The organism is Isoptericola croceus (assembly GCF_029382255.1).
Lineage (GTDB): Bacteria > Actinomycetota > Actinomycetes > Actinomycetales > Cellulomonadaceae > Isoptericola > Isoptericola croceus.
This window is the reverse complement of record NZ_JARLLG010000001.1, coordinates 1,172,512-1,196,693: the sequence shown is the minus strand read 5'-3', so window position 1 is coordinate 1,196,693 and position 24,182 is coordinate 1,172,512. Positions and strand designations below refer to the sequence as shown.

Sequence of the window (24,182 nt, the reverse complement as noted above, 5' to 3'; positions counted from 1 at the left end):
CGGCTTCCGTCCGGTTGGCTGAGCGGTGCCGGCAAGAAGTCCGGGTGGCGAGCGTTCCCGCGCTCGCCACCCGGACTCTTCTATCCGGCCAGCAGTGCCAGATCGACGGCTTCCGCCATGGCGGCGTAGCCAGCATCGTTGAAGTGCAGACCGTCGCGGTAGTCGAACCGGGGGTCGATCCGCGACGGGTCGTCCTGGGCACGGACCGCCGCGTCCAGATCGACCATCCCGTCGAGCTCACCGCTGTTTCTGATCCAGGCGTTGACCTCCTGCCGGACATCCTCGCCCGCCCGGGTCCAGGCTCGCGACGAGCCGTACGGCGTGAGGGTCGCCCCGATCACCCGCACGCCGTGCTCGCGCGCCTGCGCGGCGTACTCGCGGTACCCGGTGATGAGGTCCTCGGCGGTGACGGCCTCGGACGGGATCTCGCCGCCGCGGATGATGTCGTTGATCCCGAGGTAGAGGATCACCGTGGAGACCCCGTCGTCGTCGGCATCGCGCTGCAGACGGCGGAGGCCGCCCGGTAGTGACAGCGGGTTCGACTCCGGCGGCGCGGCGTCGCGCAGCAGCCGGCCGGCCGCCACACCGCGGTTGAGCACCGCGGTGTCGGCACCGGCGTGCAGGAGCCGGTCGGCCAGGACGTCCGGCCAGGTGTGCTCCGCACCCACGCTCGAACCGAGCCCGTCGGTCAGGGAGTCCCCCACGACGGCGACCGCCGTCTGGTCGGCCGGCGCCTGAACGTCGATCCCACCGAGGAACATCCATGCCTGGCCGAGCTCGCGGTACGAGCCTGCGTCCTCCTCGGCGGCGCGGTCGCCGGCGGCGACGTAGGCGTTCTCCCGGTCGAGGTTGTGGGTCGTGGCGGGGCCGGTCGCTTCGGGGAGATAGAAGCTCACGGCCAGCTCCGCCCGGTCACCGACAGCCATCCCGACCGGGTCCGAGACGACCTCGGACCCGGGCGCGGCCAAGACGGAGTCCTCGCCGTTGAACGTGACCGTCCTGGCACTCCCGGGGACGAGTCGTCCTTCTCCGTCGTGCAGGCCGACGATGACGGAGTCGAAGGTCACGTCCTGGTCTCCGAACTCGTTCGACAGCCGCACCCGGACGTCGCACCCGCCCGTCGTGACGCGGGCGACCATCCGGAGGCTCTCGTCAGCGAACCCCTCGGCCGCGACGTCGTTGGAGACGCGGGGAGCCGCGGGTGCGGAGCGCCAGCTGCCGGCCCACGCACCGCCCGGGTCCTTGCACGCCTCGCTGTCCGCCGACGGCGGTTCCGCGCGATAGAGGTACTCGCGCAGCAGCCCCAGGATCCGCGACCGGGCTGCCGACTCCACGAAGCGCTCCCCGGGTGTCCCGGCCACGAGCTCCTGAGCCGCGGCCAGCTGCTCGCGCGCCTCGGCGTACTCGTCCGCCGCGAGGTGGCGCCGCGCGTTGGACAGGAGCCTCCCGAGCGGCCTCTCAATCTCGTCCACCACGTCGCCGTTCGCAGCGAAGCGGTCCACGTCTGCCGTGAGAGCGTCGAGGATGATCTGCCGCTGATCGAGCGCGGTGCGGTAGAGGGCCATGTCATCCAGCGACCCGCGGAAGTAGGCGCCGCCGTCGGGGCTGCGACCGATGGCGTCGGGCTGGGTGCCTCGGCCGTACTCGTACGCGTCGGCGCGGAAGTTGCGTCCGCTCTCGTCGGCGTGCTGCTCGACACCGTCGACGAAGAGCCGGACGGCGTCCTCCTCGAAGTCCAGTACGGCGGCCAGATGGTGCCACTGACCCGGCTTGATCACCGGTGCGAGGAACTGGTGCTTGCGGTAGGCGTCTCCAGGATGGCTGCGGCCGGCCACGGCGACCCTGGCCGTGCCGTTCACGTTCTCGAAGGTCACCTCGAACCCTGCGGTGCCGCCGTTGATCCGGGTGCCGAAGATGCGCTGGGCACCGCTCTCGAGGGAGTCGATGTTGACCCACGACGTCAATGTGGCGCCCGGTGCCCCCTCGAGGTGCGGGCCTGCCTGGTAGCTGAGGTCGACGTAGTCGTTGAAGGCGTCGAACTTCAACGCGGTGCCACGGTGTCCCGAGACCCATCGAGCACCGTCGACGATGCCGTCGTTGCCGTGGCCGGAGGAGTCCCGGGCGACGTGCCCCTCACCCTCGTCGAAGTTCCACGCCCCGACGATCTCGCCAGGCTCGGCCGGGGTCTCCGGGCGGCGCTCGGGCAACGTCGAGCCGAAGTTCCACGGCTGGTGGTAGAAGTGGCCGTCCTCCGCGCCGATGAGCAGGTCCGGTGTCGTGTCCCCGTCCCAGTTCACGATCGTCGGAGCGGTGGTGTGGCCGGCGAGCTGGCCGTTGGCGACGTCGCCGGCAAGCCGGAAGAGCCACGGTTCGTCCTGGGTACCCACGTTCTCGAGCAGCTGCACGTTGGTGCCGTTCATGAGGATGTCGAGCCGCCCATTACCGGTCCAGTCCGTCATGACGAACTTGCGTCGGCCGCTCTGTCCGTCCTCCGATGCGTTCAGCTGGAGCGGCCCCTTGGGTGCATCGACCCGGGCGCCGTTCCCCCGCTCGAACTTCGAGGAACCTTCCTCGCCGATGAAGATGCGCTCGCCGGGGCGCAGCATGCCGTCGGCCGCACGCTGGAAGTACGCGAGATAGCCCTCGTGATCGAGCATGACGAGGTCGTTGAGGCCGTCGCCGTCAAGGTCGGTCACGAAGGGTGTGGTGCGCCACTGCGTGACGAGTTCGTTGCCCTCGGGGTCCCACCAGTTCCAGGCAGGCTTGGGTGCGGCTCCCTCCCACTCGACCTCGACCGGTTGGGCTGGTGCGAGTTCGGGCTGCGTGCGCGTCCCGACGTTCTCGTACCACACGACCTTGCCCCAGATGTTATTCACAAGAAGGTCCGGCAGGCCGTTATGGTTCCAGTCTGCCGCCACCGGGACTGTGTATCCCCACTTCGCCTCGGCGGGACCCTGGATCGAGCCGTCCGGCCCTGCCTGGTGGCGGATCTCGGCTCCACCGCCCTCGAGCCGGACCGGCTCGGCCCACACCGGGGTCCGCCCGTCTCCGCCGAGGTTCTCCACGAAGTTGATCCGACCCGCCGTGTCGCCGGCGATGATGTCCTCGCGGCCGTCCCCGTTCCAGTCCACCGCGGTGGGCGTGGCCAGGGCGCCGACCTTCACGGACTCCGCCCGCTGCTGGAAGTACTCCGGTGGCTCGAACACGGGCGCACCGTCGTCGACCACGCCGGTGTTGCGCACGAGGGAAACCCGGCCGTCCTCCTCGCCGATGACGAGGTCCGGATGCCCGTCCCCGTCCCAGTCGATGGTGGTGACGATGAGCATCTGCAGGTCGAGCTCAAGCTCGCTCCCATCGGTCAGGGGTATCCCCCGGCCGGCCGCGTACTCGGGTTCGGTGCGGGTTCCGACGTTCTGGAAGAACGTCGGCGAGTCGAGGAACTCCCCGGTGATGATGTCCAGTGCGCCGTTGCCGTTGAAGTCGGCTACGACGGGCGACGGTGCGCCGTAGACGTCGATCGGCTTCCCGCCGGCCTCGATCTTGACGGGATCAGCGTAGACGGGCTGGTCCGTGGTGCCCGTGTTCTCCAGGAGGTAGACGTAGCCGTGCAGCGGGCCGTTGGTCCACGTGCCGTTCTCGTCATAGGCGGCGTCCCAGCCGTACTCGCTCCAGTCGCCGACGCCGACGACGACGTCGCGGGCGCCGTTGCCCGTGAAGTCGACGAGGTACCACTGGTCGCCGCGCAGCCGGCCCTCAGGGAGGTCCGGCTCGTGGACCGCGCCCTCGACACCCAGGGAGGTGCTCTTCGCGAAGCCCGTCTCGGTCACGTCGAGGTAGAGCCGGTTGGGCCGGGTCACGAGGACCTCGCCGTCGACGTGCGAGACCTGGGTGTTCTGGAGTCCGTTGCTCAGCCTGACCGGCGCCTCGAAGAGCGGGTCAGCGTTGGTTCCCTCGTTGCGGAAGTACCAGAGGCCGTTGTAAGGCTTGTCGGGAGAGCTGACAAGAAGGTCGTTGACGCCGTCGTCGTCCACGTCCATGGGCATCGGCCAGGCCCACAGGCCCACGCCGAGGTCGACGGTGAGATCCGTGTTGCCGTAGGACACCCGCTCCAGCCCCGGCGGTGGTGCGGGCAGCGGTTCCGCGACCTCGCCTTGCGCGGGTCCGGCTCCGATTCCGAGTCCGGCGATCAGGACCGCGACAGCGGTACCTGCGCCCGTCGCTCTGCGACGGCGTCGTTCGCGTGACATGGCACTCCTTCGTGTCGTGTTTCTGACTTCCTGCGCTTGCCTGTCCGGCCGGTGAGGCTCACGGTCACGACCTCGTGCACCGCGTCACGCCACCCGGTCAGCCCGCCTTGACGGCACGTCGACCCAGGCAGCGAGTAATCGATTACAGCATATGGGCCAACTCTTGTCCAGGCTGCGTCGATCCGCCTCGCTGCTTCGAGCATCGAGATCGCGGGGCAGGTCGGGCGCGGCCCGCACGCCGCGCGCGTTGTGCCTGTAATCGATTGCTGTCATGCTGAGAGCCATGCCCATCCCCGGACTCGTCGGCGTCGACGTCGGCACCTCGAGCAGCAAAGGCGTGCTGGTCGGCCCTGACGGCGCGATCCTGCGTTCGGCGACGCGCGCGCACACCGTCGAACGGCCCGCGCCGGGTCATGTCGAGATGGACGCTGACGTCTGGTGGGACGAGCTCGTCGAGATCGTCGCTGAGCTCACGGCCGACCTGGCGCCCGGCGCGGCCCGCGGCGCCGACGTCCCCGCCGGCCTCGAGGTCGCAGCGGTTGGGGTCTCCGGCATGGGCCCGTGCGTCCTGCTCACGGACGAGGCGGGCGTCCCCGTGCGCCCGGCGATCCTCTACGGCGTCGACACGCGCGCGACGCAGCAGATCGAGGAGCTCGATGCGGCGCTCGGCCGCGCGACGATCCTCGACCGTTGCGGCTCCGCGCTGTCCTCACAGGCCGCCGGCCCGAAGTTCGCGTGGGTGCGCCAGCACGAGCCCGCGACGTGGGCCCGCGCGCGCCGCATCTTCATGCCCGCTTCGTACCTCGCCTTCCGGCTCACCGGCGCGTACGTGCTCGACCACCACTCCGCGTCGCAGTCGACGCCTCTGTACGATCCCCGCACCCATCACTGGATCGACGAGTGGGTGGACGTCGTCGCCCCCGGGATCGAGCTGCCGGAGCTCCGCTGGCCGGGAGAGACGGCAGGAGTGACGCGCGACCCGCTGGCCGGGATCCCCGCGGGGACGCCCGTCGTCGCCGGCACGATCGACGCCTGGTCGGAGGCGGTGAGCGTCGACGCGACGCACGTCGGCGACCTGATGCTCATGTACGGCACCACGATGTTCCTCGTCGCGACCGTCGCCGAGCCGCTGCGCAGCGAGACGATGTGGAGCACGGTCGGCGCCTTCCCCGGGACGCACAACCTCGCGGGTGGCATGGCGACGTCCGGGGCGATCACATCCTGGCTGCGCGACCTCACCGGCGCGGACTACACCGATCTCCTCGCTCAGGCGACGGCCTCCGGACCCGGCGCGAACGGCCTGCTCATGCTCCCCTACCTCGCGGGCGAGCGGACGCCGGTCCAGGACCCCGACGCGCGCGGCGTCCTCGCCGGCCTCACGCTCTCGCACACGCGCGGCGACCTCTACCGTGCGGCGCTCGAGGCGACCGCGTTCGGTGTGCGGCACAACGTCGAGACCCTGCGCACCGCCGGTGCCGACACCTCCCGGGTCGTCGCCGTGGGTGGCGGGACCCAGGGCGGCCTATGGACGCAGGTCGTCTCCGACGTCACGGGGCTCACCCAGGTGATCCCGACCCGCACCATCGGCGCGAGCTACGGCGCCGCGCGGCTCGCGGCCGGGCTCGTCAGCGACCACGAGCACGAGCACGAGCACCCGATCGACGTCACAGCGTGGAACCCCCCGGCGCGCCTCGTCGAGCCCGACCCGGCGCTGCGTACCACCTACGACGAGCTCTACGCCCTGTACCGGGACCTCTACCCCGCCACGAGCGCCGTCGTGCACGCCCTCGCCCGTCGCACCACGACCGACCCCACCTCCCTCGAAGGAGCAACCGCATGACCAACAGCACGTACGCCGTCCCCGAGCTCGCGCCCGAAGCACCGGCACCCGAGAACACGGTCTACCTGGTCGCGTCAGGAGACCTGCGCGAGTCTGCGAACGTGGCGGGCTGGCCCACGCAGGTCGATCTCGAGCGGATCCTCACCGACGCGTTCGCCGCGAACGGCTGGAAGGTCGTGCGCGCCAACGAGGTCGACCCCGTCACGGGTCACGGCTTCATCAGCTCCCAGCGCATGGGCCTGGAGGTGTTCGCGACCATCCCGCCCGACGCACCGCTCGTCGTCGCTGAGGCAGTGTGGCAGTACAGCCACCACGTGCTCCCCGGCCTGCGCACCCATCGAGGCCCGATCCTCACGGCCGCGAACTTCGCCGGCGGCTGGCCCGGGCTCGTCGGCCTGCTCGGCCTCAACGCCGGCCTGACGAAGATGGGCAAGCCGTACTCGACCGTGTGGACCGTGGACGGCTCTGACGTCTGGTTCCGCGACGCGATCCGCTCGTGGATCACGACCGGGACGATCGAGCACGACGACTCCCACGTCCACGCGCTGCCAGCCCTCCCGGACAGCCCCGAGAAGCAGCTCGGCGAGGCGCTCGCCGCCCAGCTGCTGCGCGAGAAGGCGATCATCGGCGTCTTCGACGAGGGCTGCATGGGCATGTACAACGCGATCTTCGACGACGAGCTGCTGGCCGGCCTCGGCATCTACAAGGAGCGGCTGTCGCAGTCGGCGTTGTGGGCCGAGATGCAGCGCGTCACCGACGCCGAGGCCGACGGGGTCCAGCAGTGGCTCGAGGACGCCGGCATGACGTTCCGCCTCGGCACCGACGGGGCCACCGAGCTCACCCGCGCCCAGTTGCACTGGCAGCACAAGATGTACATCGCTGCCCTGCGCATCGCCGACGACTTCGGCCTCGACGCCGTCGGGATCCAGTACCAGCAGGGCCTCAAGGACCTCTCCCCCGCCTCCGACCTCGCCGAGGGCCTGCTCAACAACGTCCGGCGTCCGCCGGTCCGGTCGCGCGACGGGCAGCGCATCCTCTGGGACGGCAAGGCCTTTCCGCACTTCAACGAAGCCGACGAGGGTGTGGCGGTGGACGCGCTCGTCACCAACCGCATCTGGACCGCGATGGGTCTGGACCCCGCCACCACGCTGCACGACGTGCGCTGGGGCGCAGAGTACGGCGGCCAGTTCGTCTGGGTCTTCGAGATCTCCGGCTCCGTGCCCCCTTCGCACCTCGAGGGCGGTTACAGGGGCGCGGAAGGCTGGCGTCAGAATCCGGTGTTCTTCCCCGCCGGCGGGTCGACCATCAACGGCGTGTCCAAGGCGGGCGAGATCGTCTGGTCACGCGTGTACATCGCCGACGGCACGCTCCAGGTAGACCTCGGCCGCGCCTCGGTGGTCGCGCTGCCCGACCACGAGACCCGTCGGCGCAAGGAGGCGACCAACCCGGAATGGCCAATCATGCACGCGGTGCTCCACGGCGTCACGCGCGACCAGTTCATGGCGCGGCACAAGGCCAACCACCTCAACGTCGCGTACGCGCCCGACGACGAGACCGCCGACAGGGCGCTGACCACCAAGGCAGCCTGCTTCGCAGCGCTGGGCATGCCCGTGCACCTGTGCGGTGACACGGCCCTGACCGCAGGCGGCGCGAGTCGCTGAGCCGGTGCCCTGCGGATAGCTCGAATGCAGCTTCCAGGGGCGTGACCGGCGCAACGCCCCGAGAAAGGAGGTCCTCGGCTGCCGGCAGCGCAGCGCTCGTAGCGGACACAGGTCGACCCGTGGTAACCCGTCCGGTCGCGGGCCTGGCGCGGACGCTCGGTCGAGGGCGTCGTCGACGAGGCGCACAACCTGTGCTCCCCCACCCCGGTCACGCCGGTCGAGGTCGCCCTCACCGAACGCATCGTCCAGATCGCCGCCGAGGGCCGCAAGTACGGGCTGTGGCTGCTGCTGTCGACCCAGCGACCGTCGAAGATCCACCCGAACGCGCTCTCCCAGTGCGACAACCTGGGCCTCATGAAGATGAGCTCGCCGCGCGACCTGGCCGACCTCGCCGACCACTTCGGGTACGCACCGGCCGACCTCCTGGCCCGCGCCGCACGGTTCAGCCAGGGCGAGGCCCTCTTCGCCGGCGGGTTCGTCCCTGACGCGTCGCTCGTCCAGGTGGGGCGCCGGCTCACGCACGAGGGCGGCAGCGACGTCCACGTGCCGCTCTGAGCGTCCGGGCTTCCCACGGACTCGAGTAGGTCTACCCCGCGGGGTCGAAGAGGTCCTCCGCGAGCCGCTGCAGCTCGTGGGCGATGTCTTCGAGCCGTTCCTGCTGCTCCTGGGTGTAGAACCGGTTGTCGAACCGGGCGGAGATGTCCACGAGGGCGAGGGCGATCGGCTTGGGGACCGTCGGGCGACCCCTGTACGCCTGCACGAGGAACGTCAGCGCCTCGACGAGCTCCGCGACCTCCACCTCGTCGACGAAGCCGCCTTGGTGAAGCCGTAGCGGCACGGCCTGGGGCCCGAGCAGGCGGTCGACGACCATCTGCTCCGCGTGGGTCTCGTCCATGGCCCGCACGCTATCGCCACCTGTCACATCAGGATGCTCGGGTGACCACGGCCCGTCGACCCTCAAGCTCGTGGTTCCATCCGTCAGACGTGGGTAGTGCCCCGGCGAGGTCGCTGAGGTAGACGTGCGCCAGGCGTTCGTTCTGGGCTGTGAACCGCAGCGCGACGTCGGGGTGGCTGTCCATGAACGTGCGTATCCCCAGGCTCAGCCTCGTCCGGAGGCGCTTGCCCTGCCCGGCACCGACGTGCCGGGCGACGTGGTTGTTCACGATGACGGACACGCCTTCCTCCTCCTGGCGCACCCGTGCACCGATGACTGCCGTGCGATCGTCGTCGGAGAAGAGGACCCAGCGGCGGGAACGAGTGATGAGGCCGGCAACCAGGACGGTGACGACGAGGTAGAGCAGTGCCGTGACGATGCCGGTCCAGCCGATAGCTGGCCAGACGCTCGCACCTGGCAGGAGTCGCGAGACGATCATCTTGTCTGCCACCCAGACGAGCCCGCCGTTTCCGACGACCAGAACCCAGATGGCAGGCTGTCTGGCGAAGTTGAGCGGAACCCACCAGGCCAGCGATCGCCACACTTTCCGCATCGACGCGACGCGAACGCCGTCGGTGGCGACAGCAGTGATCAGATCCGCCCTCAGCACGGCACGGGGCGCGCTGGACGAGTCCGTGACCGTGCCGGCATTCTCCTTCAACTCCTCACCTGCCGACGTCGGCCTCGAGGTATCGGCGGCGGGCACGCCGCCACCGGGGCCGCATGATTGCCACGTACGCGGTCCAGAGCCGTCCGGGCAACCTCTCGTACAGGGCTACCGGCTGATCGGGCCGCCCGGGGCGCACGAGATCGAGGGCTTGCGAGTACAACGGGGTGCTGGCACTGCCGGGATCACGAGGCACGACCCCTGTTGCCGCCCAGAGGGACTCACGAATCCACTGGCCGGCGCCGTGCACCCGGTAGTTGCCGACCCGCAGCGGGTCGTCGCTGTCCCGCTCAAGAATGACGATCACCCGGCGAGCGGAGTCGAGCTCGTCCGAGAGCAATCCCCAGCCGTCGTCAGCTCCGCCACCGTGGTCGTCGACCTCCAGATCGGGGTCGTCCTGGTCGGAGTCCTCAGGGAAGAACCCCTGCCGCTCGTCGTCTGTGAGGCGCTGCGCGATCAGGCGCTCGTCGGAGATGCTCGCCTGGTACACGACGAGCGCCTCGTCCACGTACTCGTCGAAGAGGTTCGCCTCGAAAGCCCCGACGGGCATGGGCGCTGCGCCCCAGGTGTCGAGGAGCGCAACGGCATCGACGACTCTCACGGCCTCAGGCACACGGAGCTCCTGGCGTGCCTGCGAGAGCAGTTCGACAAGGCGTGGTGAGTGCGTCAACGTCGTTGGGCTCCTATTGGTTGCTATCTGGAATTGCCGTAGAACGAGTGCCCGAGGCTGGAAGTGCTGATGCTGGCCTCGTACTCCCACCTGCCTGGTCCGGCGCGGCAGCGCTTGCAGGCACTGTATCTTATCGGATACCGTATCTGAGTGGATACGATGTCGGTCGGCAACCTGCTGCGGAGCGCGCGCTCCCGCGCCGGCGTCAGCGCGCAGGAGCTCGCCCGGCGAGCCGCGACGTCACGGACCGCCATCTCGGCCTATGAGAACGATCGCAAGACCCCGACGGCCGACACTCTCTTGCGCCTGCTGCGAGCAGCGGGCACCGATGTCCTCCTCGCACCGCCGGCACCGACATTCACGCGCCACGACATCGATCGCGGACGCTACGTGTGGGTACCCGACCGCCTGCCCCGCCTCGACCCGGCCGATGCGCTGCGCACGGTCAAGATCCCGCGCCGGATCTTCTGGTCGTCTCGCCGCGACACCTTCGATCTGTCCGACCCGGACGACCGCGCCGAGGTGTACGCGGCCGTGCTCAGCGAGGGCGAGCCGACGGACATCCTCGAACACGTCGACGGCACTCTTCTGGCCGAGATGTGGGAACGCATGTGGCTGCCACCGGCCGTCCGCAACGCCTGGCAACCGCTGATCGACGCCGCACGGACGGTTCGATCGTGACCGGCGGGGACTTCAATCCCCAGCAGCACCCGTGGGCTGCGTTGTCAGCAGCCCACATGGCTGTCGCCGCGGCGTTCTTCGAACTAACCTCGTCGCGGGGCTTCGTCGTCGCTGGCGGCTCGGCGCTGATCGCCCGGGGCGTGGTCTCCCGACTGACGGACGATCTCGACCTGTTCACAGCGCCAGGGCAAGGCAGCGTCCAAGAGGCGGGCTGAGAGCTGACGAAAGCAGCGCACGATCACGGCTGGGGCGTCGAGACCCTCCGTTCGAGCGAGTCGTTCGCAAGGTTGCTGATCTCCGTCGACGGCGAGGAGCTGGTCGTCGACCTGGCCGTCGATGCTCAGCCGCGCACCACACCGACACTGACGATCCTCGGACCCACCATCACGACGGAGGAGAGCGCCGGGCAGAAGATGCTGGCGCTGTTCGGGCGGGCGGCTCCCCGCGACTTCGCCGATGTCTACGCCCTGTCCGAGCGCTTCACGAAGGACGACCTGATCCGCCTTGCCCAGGAGCGCGATCCGGGCTTCGAGGAGATCGGCGCGCTGCGCGAGTTCTTCGACGAATGGCATCGCGAGCTCGCCGGCTGAGTTGCCCGCTCCTCACGCCGCCCGGACAAACAGCAACCCGACCCACAGCCACCCGACGGCGATGGTCGCCTTCTGGAGCAACCCGGCCCGCGGGGAGTCGTCCTCCCACGCCTGCCCGAACGCGAGGAACCCGGCGCCCGCGAGCGCCGCCGTCGTCCCCGAGTAGACCTTCCACCCGACCTCGGGCAGGGCGAACGTGGCGACGGCGGCCGCCACCGGCACGGCTGCGAACACCACGGCGCCGGCGTAGTCGTGGAGACGGTGGTGCCACGAGGCCTCCTCGGGCGTCGTGTCGGGGGTGCCGGGCGGGTAGCCGCGCATCGGGTCCATGGGGAACGCACCGGAGGCGACGAGTGCCAGCCCGAACACGCCGACGACGACGGCGAGCAGCCCGCTGCCGAGCTCGCCGCGCGCCACCACAGCACCGGCCACTACCGCCGCGCCGCACACCAGGAAGTTCGTGGTCTGCACCCAGCCGCGTGGTCCGAGCGACAGTGCGCTCACCGGGTGCCGCACCCACCGGTATCCCGGCCGCGTCCATCCGTCCACGAGGAACACCACGACGAAGGACCAGCAGCACACGGCCGGGACCCACAGCAACGTCGACATGTCGCCACCCTCGCCCGGCGCGCCCGGCGACGCCAGTGCCGGAGGTCATGGTCGGTAGGGGTCGCTGCATGACGTCCACCCCTTGCTGGCGCCAGGTCGCCGCTGCGGCTGGCCTGCTCTCGCCCGCCGCGCCGTCGGGCAGACGATCTTCGCCGAAATGACGGTGCTGGCGAACCGCACGGGCGCGATCAACCTGGGCCAGGGATTCCTGGATGTCGACCGCCCGGACTACATCAAGGAGGCCGCGAAGGCCGCCATCGACGCCGGGCGCAACCAGTACGCACCCGGCGACGGCGTCCCCGAGCTGCGCCGTGCCACCGCCGACCACCAGCGCCGACCACCAGCGCCGCCACTACGGCCTGGACGTCGACCCGGACACCGAGGTGCGAGGGCAGGGATCAGTGCCGCGCGAGGATCGCGCGGATGCTGGCAAGAGTCTCCGGACGCGGCGGGTTCGCCGCGGCGCTCGCAGCCTCTGCTGCGAGTTGCTGTTGCACGGCCGAAGGGCCGGGCCGCACACCCCGCTTTTGGGGTGAGCGACAGACAGTAGGGACGCGATGTCGGTCAGGCCCTGGCGAGCGCCACGGTGCATCATGACGATCAGCTCGTGGTCTTGCAGCCAGGTCCGCGCACGCATGACGCTGCGGACCGATAGGCCGGCACGCTCGGCGATCTGGGCGTCCGGGACCTCGGCGACGCCCCACGGTCGGCCACCGAGGTGGCACGCCGCCATGGTCCCCTGTGACGGACACACCCCGACTCTCTTCGCACGAGCGCATGGTGCCCGGAAATGTCGGTGCTCACGTGCGAGGCAGCCGGTCGAATCCGGTGAACGGCTCCCGGATCGTCACGCTCGAGGCGTCCCCACTGGTCTGTGCGACAGCGGAGATGGCTCGGATCAGGTCCTCGGTCAGGGTTCCGTAGATCTGCAGGGTGCTCTCCGGTTCGAGATACTCGGCGTAGGCGGAGGTGAAGTGCTCGCTGCCGACCTTCATGTGGGTCGCCATCGAGTCGGCGTCCGGATGGACCTGCACGATCGTGACGTCGTCGGAGTTCGGCTCTGCGTAGGCGTAGAAGGACTGCAGCCGCGGCTCCTGGGGCTCGACGACGTCCGAGCTGAACCACTCGAAGTGCTTCTTGAACTCCTCCCGCTTTCCAGGCTTGATCTTGTGGGTGCCGATGAAGATGAACGGAGCATTCATGGCGTCCTCCCGCGTTTCGTGCCCCGACAGGTCCAGGGCTTCGAGTCCCACGATCCGCGCCGGCGTCGTGGCGTCGCTTCCGCACAGCGGGCCAACCTCTGACAGCCGCGCTGGGTATTCCTACCCACAGGATGGGAGAGTTGGCGGCGGAAGGGTGCGATGAACGCCGATCTCAGGCATCGTGAAACCGCACGTGAGAATCACCAGGCGTCGCGGTGGGTCCACGCCTGCCAGGAGTTCGCCGCTGCAGACCGTGCCACGCCGTTGAGCGTCGAGGACTTGGAGTCCTGGGCCGAGTCCGCCCAGGTCATCGGACGGATCGACGAGGCGATCGCTGTGCTGACCCGCTGCTTCGAGCTGCGGGCCGAGGCCGGTGAGATCCACGAGGCGACACGCGCGACGTACTGGCTCTGGAGTGCTCACGTCTTTGCACGAGGTGAGTTCGCCATCGCGGCCGGCTGGGTCGAGCGAGCCCGGACGCTGGTGCACGAACGGGGTCCGGGTGAGTACGGATGGCTACTGATCCCGCGAGCCTACGGGTCCATCGGGCGTGGTGACTTCACGACCGCTGAGGGTCTGCTGCACCGGGCGACGGAGCTGGGGCTCGGCCGCGGCGACGTCGACTTGATCACCATCGCCACCACGATGCGTGGCCGGGCCTCTCTCAAGCTGGGATCGCTCGAGAACGGGTTGGCACTTCTCGATGAGGCGATGATCCGCGTCCTGACCCGGGCGACGTCGCCGCGCGCGACGAGCGTCATGTTCTGCGCCGCGATCGGCTCGTGCTATGAGGTGCAGGAGATCGCGCGGGCGACGGAGTGGTCGGTCGCCCTCGACCAGTGGCTCGGGACGCTGCCGCAGCTGGGTGGCGCCTACTTCGGCAACTGCCGGATCTATCGCGCGATCCTGATGCGACTGCGCGGGGACTGGTCCCGGGCTGAGGCAGAGCTCGAGCAGGCGTGCCATGACCTGGCCCTGGACGGCCATCTCGTGGCCGGCCATGCCTGGTACGAGCTCGGCGAGCTGCGCCGGCTGCAGGGAGTGCCGGGTGTCGAGGAGGCCTTCGAGCAGGCGACGGCATTCGGGCGCGTGACCCAGCCTGGACTCGCGCTGTACCGGCTCGGTCAGGGCAACGCACAGGCGGCCGGCACAGGACTGCGGCGGGTGCTGGCCGAGCGGGAGCTCGCGGGCGACCGGCTCGCGCTCCTCCCCGCGGCCGTCGAGATCTTCCTCGCCACTGGGCTGATCGAAGAGGCCAAAGACGTCGTCACCGAGCTGGAGAAGATCACTCAGACCTACCCGACGACCGCCATGCGGGCCATCCTCGATGCCGCTCGTGGAGCCGTTGCCCTGAGCGAGGATCGGCCCGCCGACGCGCTGGCCCGCTTGCGCCAGGCTTCGGACCGATGGCGGGAGCTCGACGCCCCGTACGAGACCGCCCAGGTCGGCGTCCGGATCGGACAGGCGTGCCGGCTGCTCGGTGACGAGGAAGGAGCGCTGATGGAGCTCCGCGCTGCCCTGGCAACGTTCGAGCGGCTCGGCGCCCGGCCAGACGCGATCCGGGTCCGCGAGCTGTTGTCGGGTCAGACCGCGCAGGTCCTGAGCCCTCGGGAGATCGAGGTGCTGCGCTTGATCGTGAAGGGCCGGACGAACGCAGAGATCGCCGCACAGCTGTTCCTGAGCGAGCGAACCGTTCACCGGCACGTCAGCAACATCCTGGCCAAGCTCGACGTCCGCTCACGCACCTCGGCCGCGATGTACGCGGTTCAACAAGGGCTGACCTGAGTCTCGGTCCGGTCCGGCGCTAGGGTCGCCCCATGACCGACGCGCACTCCGACCACCCCGGCCGCTGGCGCCAGGTCGCCGCCGCGACCGGACTGCTCGCGCCCGACGGCGCCGTCGGGCAGACGATCTTCGCGGAGATGACGGTGCTGGCGAACCGTACGGGCGCGATCAACCTGGGTCAGGGGTTCCCGGACGTCGACGGTCCGGACTACATCAAGGAAGCCGCGAAGGCCGCCATCGACGCCGGGCGCAACCAGTACGCCCCCGGCGACGGTGTCCCCGAGCTGCGCCGGGCGATCGCGGACCACCAGCACCGTCACTACGGCCTGGACGTCGACCCGGACACCGAGGTCCTCGCCACCACCGGCGCCACCGAGGCCCTCACGGCGGCGATCCTCGCGCTGACCGGTCCTGGCGACGAGGTCGTCACCCTCGAGCCGTTCTACGACTCCCACGCGGCCGCGATCGCCATGGCGGGCGCCACGCACGTGCCGGTCCCTCTCACCGCCGACGGCCTGCGCCTCGACGCCGACGCCCTGCGCGCCGCCGCCACCGACCGCACGCGGCTGATCCTGGTCAACACCCCGCACAACCCGACAGGCACCGTGCTGACGCGGGCCGAGCTCGAGCAGATCGCCGCCGTCGCCCGCAATCGCGACGCCGTCGTGCTCACCGACGAGGTCTACGAGCACCTGGTCTACGACGACGCCCGGCACGTCCCGATGGCGACGCTGCCCGGCATGGCCGAGCGCACCCTGACGGTGTCGAGCTCCGGCAAGACGTTCAGCCTCACCGGTTGGAAGGTGGGCTGGCTGCACGGGCCGGCCGAGCTCGTCACCGCCGTGCGGACCGTCAAGCAGTTCATGACGTACACCTCGGGCTCGGCGTTCCAGCCGGCGATCGCCCTGGCCCTGGCCGACGACGAGTCGCCGCGCGCGCTCGCCGCGTCGCTGGCCGCACGCCGCGACCTGCTGTGCGAGGGCTTGGAGACGGCGGGCTTCGACGTCGTCGTCCCTCGCGGCACGTACTTCGTGGTGGCCGACGGCGCCCCGCTCGGCTTCGACGACGGCCACGACCTGTGCCTGCGCCTGCCGGAGCTCGCCGGTGTGGTCGGCGTCCCGGTCTCGGCGTTCTGCCGGCAGGGGTCGACGGCGGCACGGTCGTTGCGCTCGCGGGTGCGGTTCACGTTCGTCAAGCGCCCCGAGGTGCTGCGTGACGCCGTCGGACGCCTCGCCGCGCTCAGCCGCTAGCTGGCCACACGCAGGGTGCGCCTGCCCCGGTCGCTACCCTGGAACGAGCGGTGGGACCTGCCACGACGGGAGCGCCCGATGACGACGGAAGAGAACAAGGCGCTGCTGCGTCGCGCCTGGGACGAGGTGTACGGCCAGAAGCGGCTCGACACGCTCGGCGAGCTCGTCCTGGACGACGTCGTCGCCCACGAGCCCGACGGCGATGTCCGGGGCATCGAGGAGTTCGAGCGGTACCTCGCGACCTACCTGGCGGCCTTTCCGGACACGAGTGTGACGGTCGAGGACGTGGTCGCCGAGGCGGACACGGTGGTCGGTCGCTACACGGTGCGCGGCACGCACCTCGGGACGACCGAGGAGTACGGCCCGCCCACCGGCAAGCAGCTGGTGACCCAGGGCGTCACCGTCTACCACTTCCGCGCCGGCAGGCTGGCGGAGATGTGGGATCACTACGACACCCTGGCTGTCGCACAGCAGCTGGGACTCGTGCCGGGAGCCGAGTCTCCTCCGGCCCCCTGAGAGGAATCAGGCGAGGACGAGCGAGACCGCCACCGCGACCATGATGAGCGCGATCACGGCGTCGACCACCCGCCAGGCCCCCGGCCGGCGCAGCAGCGGGGCCAGGTACCGCGCCCCGTAGCCGAGACCCACGAACCACAGCACGCTCGAGACCACGGCGCCGCCGGTGAACAGCCAGCGGTCGTCGCCGTACCCGGCCGCGATCGAGCCCTGCAGCACCACGGTGTCCAGGTAGACGTGCGGGTTGAGCCACGTGAGCGCCAGCGCCGTGAGCAGCACGGGCCGCAGCCGCCGTCCGGCGTCGGGCTGACCGGCGTCGCGCGCGGCCTCGAGCTCTTCCCCGCCGCGCCAGGCCCGGCGGGCGGCCAGCGCGCCGTACCCGAGGACGACGGCGGCACCCGCCCAGCGCGCCACGTCGACGAAGCCCGGGTGCTGCTCGATCAGCGCGCCGAGACCTGCTCCCCCGGCGGCGTAGAGCAGCGCGTCCGAGGCGGCGCACACCGCGACCACGACGCCCACGTGCTCCCGGCGCACGCCCTGGCGCAGCACGAAGGCGTTCTGGGCGCCGATGGCGACGATGAGCGACAGGCCGAGGCCGAGACCGGCGAGGAAGGTGAGCACGTCTCGACGCTAGGCAGAGGTTCGAATGAAGTCCATCGAAACATCTTGAGCTCGATGAAGTAATACTTCAGGTATGCGATGGGACTCAGGACAGCTCGCGGCGCTCGCCACCGTCGTCACCGAAGGATCGTTCGAGGCCGCGGCCCGGGCGCTGCACGTCACGCCGTCGGCGGTCAGTCAGCGGGTCCGGGCGCTCGAGAACGCCGCGGGCACCGTGCTGGTGCAGCGGACCCGCCCGACGGCGCCGACCGCGCCGGGCCGGACGCTGCTGCGCCTGGCCCGGCAGGTCGAGCTGCTCGGCGCGGAGGCCGCCGCCGAGCTCGGCCCGGTCGACGACGCCGAAGGCACCGGACGACCGGTCACCGTCCCGATCGCGGTCAACGCCGACTCGCTCGCCACGTGGCTGGTGCCGGCGCTGTCCGCGGTGGACGGCGTCTGCTTCGACGTGCACGTCGCCGACCAGGACCGCACCGTCGAGCTGCTGCCGGCGGGAGTCGTCATGGCGGCGGTCACCTCGCAGCGCGAGCCAGTACAGGGCTGCACCTCGGTCCCGCTCGGCGTCACCCGCTACCGACCGGCCGCCGCGCACGCGTTCGCCGAGCGCTGGTTCCCCCACGGCCCGACGCCCGAGGCGCTCGGCACGGCACCCATGGTGGTCTTCGCCCGCACCGACGACCTGCAGGACCGCTGGCTGCGCATCGTCGCACGCGAGGCCGGCACCGACGTGCCCGACCCGCCCCGGCACCACGTGCCCTCCACCGCGGAGTTCCTCGCGGCCGTCCGCGCCGGCATGGGTTGGGGCATGTGGGGACCTCTGCCCCGCGTCGGCGAGCGCTTCAGCGTGCTGGAGCCCGCCGACGACGTCACGTGGCTCACCGAGGAGACCGTCGACGTGCCGCTCCACCTCCAGCAGTGGCGGCTGCGCTCCGCCGTGCTGGACCGGGTCACGGACGCCCTGCGGGAGCAGGCTCGCCGCGTGCTGCCGCCGGTCGCGGCGCACACCTGACCGGACAGGTCAGGCGCGGGCGGCTTCAGGCACAGACGCCCGCCCGCACCGACGGGCTCGGTGACGGCGAGGGCGTGGACGACGTGTCGGCCTCGTCGTCCCCGCCCTGCGTCTCGTCGCCCCCGGCCCCGGCGTCCTCGACGTCCGGGCCATCGACCTCCGGGCTCGAGGGCGACGCGCTGGGCTCGGGCTCCTCGGCGAGCGGCTTGTCCGCGTCGAGCCTCTCCCAGATCCCGGCCGCCTCCGCCGTCCACACCACGCGGTTGGCGTCGGAGGGGGCGTCGACCACCGGGACCGACTCGAAGACGATGTCGGAGGGGTCGACGTTGCGTACGCTCCAGGCGAGCCCGGCGAGCGCCGTGGGGCTGGCCAGGTCCGGGCTGGTCGACATGGCGCGCAGTGCGGCCTGGACCATCCGGTACAGCGCGGCGGTGTCGGTGATGACGTTCTGGGCCAGCACCTCGCGCAGCATGGCGTCGACGAAGGCCTGCTGCCGTTCGATGCGCATGAGGTCGCTGCCCAGCTCGAGCCCCATCCCGGTCCCCTTGCGCACCCGCAGGAACTGGATCGCCGTCGCACCGTCGAGCACCTGCTCGCCGGCGGCGAGCTCCAGGTCGCTGTAGCGGCGGTCACCGACGACCGGTTCCGGCAGGCACATGGGCACGCCACCGATCGCGTCGACGATGTCGACGACGCCGTTCATCTTGACCACCACGTGGTCGTCGATCCCCAGGCCGGTCAACGCCTCGACCGTGAGGATCGTGCACGCCGCGGCACCCGTGACGTCCTGCTCCGGGCCACCACCGATCGCGAACGCCGTGTTGAACATGGCGCCGTACTGGGGTGACGTCGTGCTGCCGTCCGGGCGCGGGCAGGCAGGGATGTCCACCAACGAGTCGCGCGGGATGGACACGGCCTCGATCCGCGTGCGGTCTCCGCTGATGTGCACCACGAGCGTGGTGTCGGAGTTGAACTCGTCCCCGGACCCGGCGAGCGCCGCGTTCGCCGCGTCGCGGAAGTCGGTACCCATCACGAGGATGTTGAGCGCCTCGCCGGCGAACGGATCGCTCGGGTCCTCCGGCTCCGCCGGCTCGGCCTGCGGCTCGGGTCCGTCACGTCCGAGGAGAGCGTCGACGTCGGACACCTCGATCTGGTTGCGCAGGTCGACGTACGCGGCGACCGCGCCAGAGGTGACGAGTGCCAGGACCCCCGTCAGCCCGAGGGCTGTCCACCGCAGGACCCGGTGCCCGGCATGGGGTCCCGCGTGCCGGGGATTGACGTTCTCCACACCGTCACCCTATGCCGGAGGTGGACACCAGGCCTGCCGGGCGAGTCCTGACACCTCCCGTTTCACGGCACCTTCACGAGCCCGGCCGCCGGGACCACCGGTCCAGGGTGTGCCGCTAGCCGGCTGTCGCGGCGTCCGGCTGGTCGGTGAAGTACCCGTCCATCCCGGCGTCGAGGAAGGCCTCGACCTCGCCCGCCAGGTCACCGTGCTCGGCCGGGTCGCCCGAGGAGCGGTACTCGGCCGGCAGGAACGTGTTCTCCGCGCGGAACGTCCAGCCGTGCACCTCCAGCCCGGCACGGTGGGCGTCACGAATGACCGACGTCGGCTCGCCGAGCGTGCCGTCGGCGTCACGCGGGATCAGCACGTCCTTGGCGGCGCCGAGACCATCGGCATACCGGGAGATGTCCCGCAGCCCTCGCCGCGTGACGAGGTCGGCGTACGTGGTGTCCTCGCCCGCAGCCACGAGGTCGTACGGCGCGCCGCTCGCCGAGACGAGCTGCACGAGCCGCACGTCGGTCATCGCGTCGAGCTCGCGCAGGTTGCCGATCTCGAACGACTGCAGGATCACCGGGTCGCGCCGCGAATCGAGGCCGTTCGCCTCCAGCTCGGCGACCAACGGCTCCTCCAGGGACAGACCGATCGAGTCGAAGTAGGTCGGGTGCTTGGTCTCGGGATAGACGCCGACGGCCTGGCCGTCGCAGGTTCGCGAGCGGCGCGCGAGGTCGAGGACCTCGTCGAGCGTCGGCACCTGGTACAGCCCGTCGAACGCGGCGCTGCCGGGGCGCAGCTCACCGAGGCGTTCGACGGCGCGCAGGGTGCGCAGCTCGGCGAGCGTGAAGTCCTCGGTGAACCAGCCCGTGACCGAGCGCCCGTCGATGACCTTGGTCGTGCGGCGCTCGGCGAACTCGGGCCGGTCGGCGACGTTCGTCGTGCCGCCGATCTCGTTCTCGTGACGGGCGACGAGCACCCCGTCCTTGGTGGCGACGACGTCGGGCTCGATGTAGTCGGCGCACTGCAGGATCGCCTGCTCGTACGCGGCGATCGTGTGCTCGGGCCGGTAGCCCGACGCGCCGCGGTGCCCGACGACGGTCACGCCGTCGTCGCGTACCCGCTCGCGCCGCAAGTCGATCAGCGCCAGCTCGGTGTCGTCCGGCTCGCCCGGGTTCCGCGCGTCGTTGCCCGGGTAGTTGTTGTCGTTGCCGATGAGGATGCGGCCGTCGCGCAGGCGCAGCACGGTCTCGAACGACTGCACGGGCAGGGAGTACGTCTCCCCCAGGCCGTAGCCTGTGCCCGCGCCGATGCCGCGCGGGTTGGCGACGCCGAGCGCGTCGAGCACGAGCTCTTTGCTGACGAAGCCTTCGTCGTCGGTGCGGCGCAGGTTCACCTCGTAGACGCGCTTGATGACGGATGCCTCGCCGTCCCAGTTGTCGCGCTCGACGAACCAGAACCGGTCCTTGCCGACGGTGAACGAGTCGCCCACGAGGTTCCCCGGCAGGTCCGTCTGGTAGCTCCACGTGCGGTCGGTGTACTCGCCGGTGCGCGTGTCGAGCTCATAGATCACCCGGCGGCGCTCGTCCGTCTCGCCAACGAGCGTGTTCTCGATCACCGGGTAGAGGTAGCGCCCGTTCGGCGAGGCGCTCATCGCCTCGAAACCGCTGCTGGCCCGCACGCCGGGCGTCTCGCCGTCGGCCAGGTACGGGCTCTGCGGGGACTTCAGGCCGCCGGGCAGCGGCACGGGTGCGTCGAGGAGCGTGCCGCTCGCGTCGAAGTGCAGCACGAACGGCCCGAACTCCTCGCCGACCCAGAACGTCCCGTCCTTGGCGCGCACCACGGACTCGATGTCGAAGTCCGCACCGGTCAGGAGCCGTTCGTCGGTGTCCTCGTTCACGATCGGGAAGTCGAGCACGCCGTTCGCGTCGTCGTAGTCGATGTGGTCCAGGATCTCGATGTCGCCGGAGCCACCGCTCGTACCGGTGTCCCAGTCGGGCCGGACGAGGTAGTTGCGCAGCAGGAAGTCCGCGCTGTTGGCCTGCGTGCCGAAGCCGTTGTCCGGCTGGGCCCAGAAGGTGCCGTCACCGTTGTCGACCATGGCGGAGAAGCCGGGGATGACCTGGCCGTCCCACGGGCCCTGGCGGCCGTTCGCGGGCGAGGCGTCGGCGCCCGACGGCGGGCCCTCGGCCAGGAAGTCCGCGCTGAGCGTCGCGCGTCCCTCCAGGACCGGCACCCGGTGGCTGGAGACCCCGTGGCCGCCGCTCCCGTGCCGATCACCCCCGTGCCGATCACCCCCGGGACGGTCTCCGCCGGGTGCTGACCCCGCGCTCGCCGGCGCGCTCGCCGCAAGGAGCAGGAGCGTCGCGGCGGCACCGGACGCGACGGTACGGGCAAGGCGTGCCGACCTCGTTGTTGTGCGCATGCCCCGATACCACCGGGCCAGGGCAGCGCGGGGCCGAACCCCGGGTGAAACCTGAGGGGCGACCGGGTGAAGTCTGCTATGCCAGCTGGACCCAGCCGCCTCGCCTGAAGGCCGGCGTGGCGAACGCGAGCACGGCGATGGCGCAGATCCAGGCGCCGAGCATGACCGACGTCATCGCGACCGCGCCCCCGCCCAACGCCCCGGCGAGCGGCGACACCAGACCGGCGACACCGGACTGCACCGCACCGATGACCGCTGCGGCGGTGCCGGCCCGCTCTCCGTGCCGCGACAGGGCGATGGCCGAGGCGTTGGCCGGGACGAGGCCGGTGAAGGCGAGGACGACCCACAGCGCGGCGAGCAGGCCGACGATCCCGCCGGCGCCGGTGAGCGCCACGACCAGCAGCACGACGGCGAAGAAGCCCTGCATCACGAGCGCGGTCCGCAGGATCCGGATCGGAGCCACACGGCGGACGAGCGACGCGTTGATCTGTGCGGAGGCCACCAGCCCGACGCCGTTCACGGCGAACAGCAGGGAGAACTGCCCGTGGCTGAGCCCGTAGACCTCCTGGAACACGAAGGGCGAGGTCACGACGTAGCTCATGAGCACCGCCATGCCGAGACCGGGCAGCAGCGCGAGCGCCATGAAGTGGCGGTCGCGCAGGAGGTGGCCGTACCCGCCGACGACGGTGCGCGCCCCACCGGCCGACCGGCGCGCCACGGGGTGCGTCTCGGGCAGGAACCGCCACACGACGATGCCCATCGCGACGCCGAGGATGGCCAGCACACCGAACACCCAGCGCCACGAGGCGATCTCGGCGACGGCGGAACCGAAGGTCGGCGCGAGCAGCGGCGCGATCCCGATGATGAGCATCAGGCGCGACAGGATGCGTGCCGCCTCCGAACCGACGAATCGGTCTCGCACGATGGCCATCGCCGCGACCCCGCACGCCGCGTTGAAGAAGCCCTGCAGCAGCCGGAGCCCGACGAGCACGGTCATGTTGGGTGCCACGGCGCACAGCAGCGAGGTGACGACGTGCATCGCCAGCCCCCACATCAGGGGGCGACGGCGGCCGTACCGGTCCGAGAGCGGGCCGATGACGAGCTGTCCCGCCGCGCCCCCGACGAGCATGATGGAGACGGACAGCGCGGCGAACGTGGCGCTGGAGCCGAGATCCGTGGCGATCTCCGGCAACGACGGCAGGTACATGTCGACCGTGAAGGCAGGGATGGCCGCGAGGGAACCGAGCATGACGACCCAGCGGAAGGTCGAGCGGGCGCGCCGGGGCGCGGCAGGGTTCTCGGGCATGGCGACCATGTTATCGAAACGATACGACCCCTGCGACGGATTTCGCCGTGATGCCGCTCACCGGGACTTCCACCGCGCCTGTCGGTGGCTCGCGCGACCATAGGAACATGTGCGGTAGGTACGCCTCGTTCACCGACGACCAGTCACTGGCCGACGACTTCGCGATCGCGGAGATCGCCGAGGACGCCCGCCTGCTCGGACCCCGCTGGAACGTCGCCCCGACGGACGACGTCCGGATCGTCGTCGAGCGGCCGCGCCGCGAACGCCTGGCCGACGGCAGCACGACGGCGGGCGAGATCACCCGCTCGATGCGCCGCGCCCGCTGGGGCCTCGTCCCCTCGTGGGCCAAGGATCCCGGCGTGGGACCCCGCATGATCAACGCCCGCAGCGAGACGCTGCTGGACAAGCCGGCCTTCGCCAAGCCTCTGGCCGTGCGGCGGTGCCTCGTACCGGCCGACGGCTACTTCGAGTGGCGCAAGCTCGACCTACCGACCGGCACGCGCAAGGCCCCCAAGCAGCCCTACTGGATCCACCCGGCCGACGACGGCGTCGCGGCCTTCGCCGGCCTCTACGAGTTCTGGCGGGACCGTCGTCGCTCCGCCGACGACCCCGACCGGTGGCTGGTGTCCACCACGATCATCACGACGGCGGCCACCGCCGGCCTGGAACGGATCCACGACCGCATGCCGGTCACCCTCCCGGCCAGGTCGTGGGACACCTGGCTCGACCCCGCCGTCGGCGCCGAGGACGCCGTGACGCTCCTCGCCGACGAACCGGTGGCGATGAGCACGCGCCCGGTCGGCGCACGCGTCGGCAACGTCCGGCACGACGACGCGGCACTGCTCGAGCCCGACCCGGACCCGCTCGATCCCGACGTCGTCGATCTGGACTGAGGC

Annotated in this window: 21 protein-coding genes; 11 read left to right on the top strand and 10 right to left on the bottom strand. The window is 70.7% G+C overall.

Features of this window, described 5'->3' with window-relative positions:
* Positions 1–80: 80 nt before the first annotated feature.
* Positions 81–4,247 (bottom strand): FG-GAP-like repeat-containing protein, encoded by a 4,167-nt coding sequence (locus tag PZC42_RS05525; protein WP_277209138.1) that lies wholly within the window; start codon positions 4,245–4,247, stop codon positions 81–83.
* Positions 4,248–4,530: 283 nt separating this feature from the next.
* Here PZC42_RS05525 and PZC42_RS05520 point away from each other — a divergent pair, with 283 nt between their 5' ends.
* The 3 genes from PZC42_RS05520 to PZC42_RS05510 all read left to right on the top strand — a co-directional run bounded on the left by PZC42_RS05520 (position 4,531) and on the right by PZC42_RS05510 (position 8,303).
* The gene (locus PZC42_RS05520) at positions 4,531–6,087 is read left to right on the top strand and encodes an FGGY-family carbohydrate kinase (RefSeq protein WP_277209136.1); all 1,557 of its coding nucleotides are present in this window, start codon (positions 4,531–4,533) and stop codon (positions 6,085–6,087) included.
* Positions 6,084–7,748, top strand: coding sequence for a fucose isomerase (locus tag PZC42_RS05515; protein WP_277209134.1), 1,665 nt, complete (start codon positions 6,084–6,086; stop codon positions 7,746–7,748). Before PZC42_RS05520 ends, PZC42_RS05515 begins: the two co-directional genes overlap by 4 nt.
* A gap of 354 nt (positions 7,749–8,102) precedes the next feature.
* Complete coding sequence (locus PZC42_RS05510; protein ID WP_277209132.1) at positions 8,103–8,303, top strand: hypothetical protein; 201 nt, start codon at positions 8,103–8,105, stop codon at positions 8,301–8,303.
* Between the two features lie 31 nt (positions 8,304–8,334).
* Here PZC42_RS05510 and PZC42_RS05505 read toward each other — a convergent pair whose 3' ends face one another.
* From PZC42_RS05505 to PZC42_RS05495, 3 genes are read right to left on the bottom strand one after another with little or no spacing between them, the layout of a single operon-like run.
* Positions 8,335–8,643, bottom strand: a complete 309-nt coding sequence (locus PZC42_RS05505; RefSeq protein WP_277209130.1) for a hypothetical protein — start codon at positions 8,641–8,643, stop codon at positions 8,335–8,337.
* 28 nt (positions 8,644–8,671) lie between these two features.
* Complete coding sequence (locus PZC42_RS05500) at positions 8,672–9,343, bottom strand: hypothetical protein (RefSeq protein ID WP_277209128.1); 672 nt, start codon at positions 9,341–9,343, stop codon at positions 8,672–8,674.
* Between the two features lie 4 nt (positions 9,344–9,347).
* Entirely contained in the window at positions 9,348–9,962 is a 615-nt protein-coding gene (locus tag PZC42_RS05495; protein WP_277209126.1) for a hypothetical protein, read from the bottom strand.
* 216 nt (positions 9,963–10,178) lie between these two features.
* Here PZC42_RS05495 and PZC42_RS05490 point away from each other — a divergent pair, with 216 nt between their 5' ends.
* The 3 genes from PZC42_RS05490 to PZC42_RS05480 all read left to right on the top strand — a co-directional run bounded on the left by PZC42_RS05490 (position 10,179) and on the right by PZC42_RS05480 (position 11,290).
* Complete coding sequence (locus PZC42_RS05490; protein ID WP_277209298.1) at positions 10,179–10,700, top strand: helix-turn-helix domain-containing protein; 522 nt, start codon at positions 10,179–10,181, stop codon at positions 10,698–10,700.
* Entirely contained in the window at positions 10,697–10,915 is a 219-nt protein-coding gene (locus tag PZC42_RS05485) for a hypothetical protein (protein WP_277209124.1), read from the top strand. Before PZC42_RS05490 ends, PZC42_RS05485 begins: the two co-directional genes overlap by 4 nt.
* Before the next feature lie 72 nt (positions 10,916–10,987).
* Entirely contained in the window at positions 10,988–11,290 is a 303-nt protein-coding gene (locus PZC42_RS05480; protein WP_277209121.1) for a nucleotidyl transferase AbiEii/AbiGii toxin family protein, read from the top strand.
* Between the two features lie 12 nt (positions 11,291–11,302).
* Here the strand turns inward: PZC42_RS05480 and PZC42_RS05475 are convergent, their stop codons facing one another.
* Together PZC42_RS05475 and PZC42_RS05465 are read right to left on the bottom strand one after the other, a co-directional pair.
* On the bottom strand, positions 11,303–11,899 hold the full coding sequence (locus tag PZC42_RS05475; protein WP_277209119.1) for a DUF998 domain-containing protein: 597 nt from the start codon (positions 11,897–11,899) through the stop codon (positions 11,303–11,305).
* A gap of 800 nt (positions 11,900–12,699) precedes the next feature.
* Positions 12,700–13,101 carry a putative quinol monooxygenase gene (locus tag PZC42_RS05465; RefSeq protein ID WP_277209117.1) on the bottom strand — a complete coding sequence of 134 codons (402 nt, stop codon included), beginning with the start codon at positions 13,099–13,101 and terminating at the stop codon, positions 12,700–12,702.
* Between the two features lie 264 nt (positions 13,102–13,365).
* Between PZC42_RS05465 and PZC42_RS05460 the strand changes: the two genes are divergently transcribed.
* The 3 genes from PZC42_RS05460 to PZC42_RS05450 all read left to right on the top strand — a co-directional run bounded on the left by PZC42_RS05460 (position 13,366) and on the right by PZC42_RS05450 (position 16,652).
* Positions 13,366–14,886, top strand: coding sequence for a helix-turn-helix transcriptional regulator (locus PZC42_RS05460; protein WP_277209115.1), 1,521 nt, complete (start codon positions 13,366–13,368; stop codon positions 14,884–14,886).
* A gap of 32 nt (positions 14,887–14,918) precedes the next feature.
* A complete protein-coding gene (locus tag PZC42_RS05455; RefSeq protein ID WP_277209113.1) occupies positions 14,919–16,136 on the top strand; it encodes a pyridoxal phosphate-dependent aminotransferase in 1,218 nt (405 codons plus the stop codon).
* 78 nt (positions 16,137–16,214) lie between these two features.
* Positions 16,215–16,652, top strand: coding sequence for an ester cyclase (locus PZC42_RS05450; protein WP_277209111.1), 438 nt, complete (start codon positions 16,215–16,217; stop codon positions 16,650–16,652).
* A gap of 6 nt (positions 16,653–16,658) precedes the next feature.
* On the opposite strand, the gene PZC42_RS05445 is transcribed toward PZC42_RS05450, so the two are convergent.
* On the bottom strand, positions 16,659–17,273 hold the full coding sequence (locus PZC42_RS05445; RefSeq protein ID WP_277209109.1) for a LysE/ArgO family amino acid transporter: 615 nt from the start codon (positions 17,271–17,273) through the stop codon (positions 16,659–16,661).
* Between the two features lie 73 nt (positions 17,274–17,346).
* Here PZC42_RS05445 and PZC42_RS05440 point away from each other — a divergent pair, with 73 nt between their 5' ends.
* Positions 17,347–18,279 carry a LysR family transcriptional regulator ArgP gene (locus PZC42_RS05440; RefSeq protein ID WP_277209107.1) on the top strand — a complete coding sequence of 311 codons (933 nt, stop codon included), beginning with the start codon at positions 17,347–17,349 and terminating at the stop codon, positions 18,277–18,279.
* Positions 18,280–18,304: 25 nt separating this feature from the next.
* Here PZC42_RS05440 and PZC42_RS05435 read toward each other — a convergent pair whose 3' ends face one another.
* The 3 genes from PZC42_RS05435 to PZC42_RS05425 form a co-directional block, all read right to left on the bottom strand.
* A complete protein-coding gene (locus PZC42_RS05435; RefSeq protein ID WP_277209105.1) occupies positions 18,305–19,567 on the bottom strand; it encodes an LCP family protein in 1,263 nt (420 codons plus the stop codon).
* A 115-nt stretch (positions 19,568–19,682) separates the two neighbouring features.
* Positions 19,683–21,980, bottom strand: coding sequence for an esterase-like activity of phytase family protein (locus PZC42_RS05430; RefSeq protein ID WP_277209103.1), 2,298 nt, complete (start codon positions 21,978–21,980; stop codon positions 19,683–19,685).
* 76 nt (positions 21,981–22,056) lie between these two features.
* Entirely contained in the window at positions 22,057–23,286 is a 1,230-nt protein-coding gene (locus PZC42_RS05425) for a multidrug effflux MFS transporter (RefSeq protein ID WP_277209101.1), read from the bottom strand.
* Between the two features lie 107 nt (positions 23,287–23,393).
* Between PZC42_RS05425 and PZC42_RS05420 the strand changes: the two genes are divergently transcribed.
* The gene (locus tag PZC42_RS05420) at positions 23,394–24,179 is read left to right on the top strand and encodes an SOS response-associated peptidase (protein ID WP_277209100.1); all 786 of its coding nucleotides are present in this window, start codon (positions 23,394–23,396) and stop codon (positions 24,177–24,179) included.
* Positions 24,180–24,182 lie beyond the last annotated feature (3 nt).

What these genes read in the sequence shown, in the direction of transcription:
- PZC42_RS05525 (WP_277209138.1), bottom strand. Translation starts at nt 4,247, where the DNA reads ATGTCACGCGAACGACGCCGTCGCAGAGCGACGGGCGCAGGTACCGCT.
- PZC42_RS05520 (WP_277209136.1), top strand. Translation starts at nt 4,531, where the DNA reads ATGCCCATCCCCGGACTCGTCGGCGTCGACGTCGGCACCTCGAGCAGC.
- PZC42_RS05515 (WP_277209134.1), top strand. Translation starts at nt 6,084, where the DNA reads ATGACCAACAGCACGTACGCCGTCCCCGAGCTCGCGCCCGAAGCACCG.
- PZC42_RS05510 (WP_277209132.1), top strand. Translation starts at nt 8,103, where the DNA reads ATGAAGATGAGCTCGCCGCGCGACCTGGCCGACCTCGCCGACCACTTC.
- PZC42_RS05505 (WP_277209130.1), bottom strand. Translation starts at nt 8,643, where the DNA reads ATGGACGAGACCCACGCGGAGCAGATGGTCGTCGACCGCCTGCTCGGG.
- PZC42_RS05490 (WP_277209298.1), top strand. Translation starts at nt 10,179, where the DNA reads ATGTCGGTCGGCAACCTGCTGCGGAGCGCGCGCTCCCGCGCCGGCGTC.
- PZC42_RS05475 (WP_277209119.1), bottom strand. Translation starts at nt 11,899, where the DNA reads ATGTCGACGTTGCTGTGGGTCCCGGCCGTGTGCTGCTGGTCCTTCGTC.
- PZC42_RS05465 (WP_277209117.1), bottom strand. Translation starts at nt 13,101, where the DNA reads ATGAATGCTCCGTTCATCTTCATCGGCACCCACAAGATCAAGCCTGGA.
- PZC42_RS05455 (WP_277209113.1), top strand. Translation starts at nt 14,919, where the DNA reads ATGACCGACGCGCACTCCGACCACCCCGGCCGCTGGCGCCAGGTCGCC.
- PZC42_RS05450 (WP_277209111.1), top strand. Translation starts at nt 16,215, where the DNA reads ATGACGACGGAAGAGAACAAGGCGCTGCTGCGTCGCGCCTGGGACGAG.
- PZC42_RS05440 (WP_277209107.1), top strand. Translation starts at nt 17,347, where the DNA reads ATGCGATGGGACTCAGGACAGCTCGCGGCGCTCGCCACCGTCGTCACC.
- PZC42_RS05430 (WP_277209103.1), bottom strand. Translation starts at nt 21,980, where the DNA reads ATGCGCACAACAACGAGGTCGGCACGCCTTGCCCGTACCGTCGCGTCC.
- PZC42_RS05425 (WP_277209101.1), bottom strand. Translation starts at nt 23,286, where the DNA reads ATGCCCGAGAACCCTGCCGCGCCCCGGCGCGCCCGCTCGACCTTCCGC.
- PZC42_RS05420 (WP_277209100.1), top strand. Translation starts at nt 23,394, where the DNA reads ATGTGCGGTAGGTACGCCTCGTTCACCGACGACCAGTCACTGGCCGAC.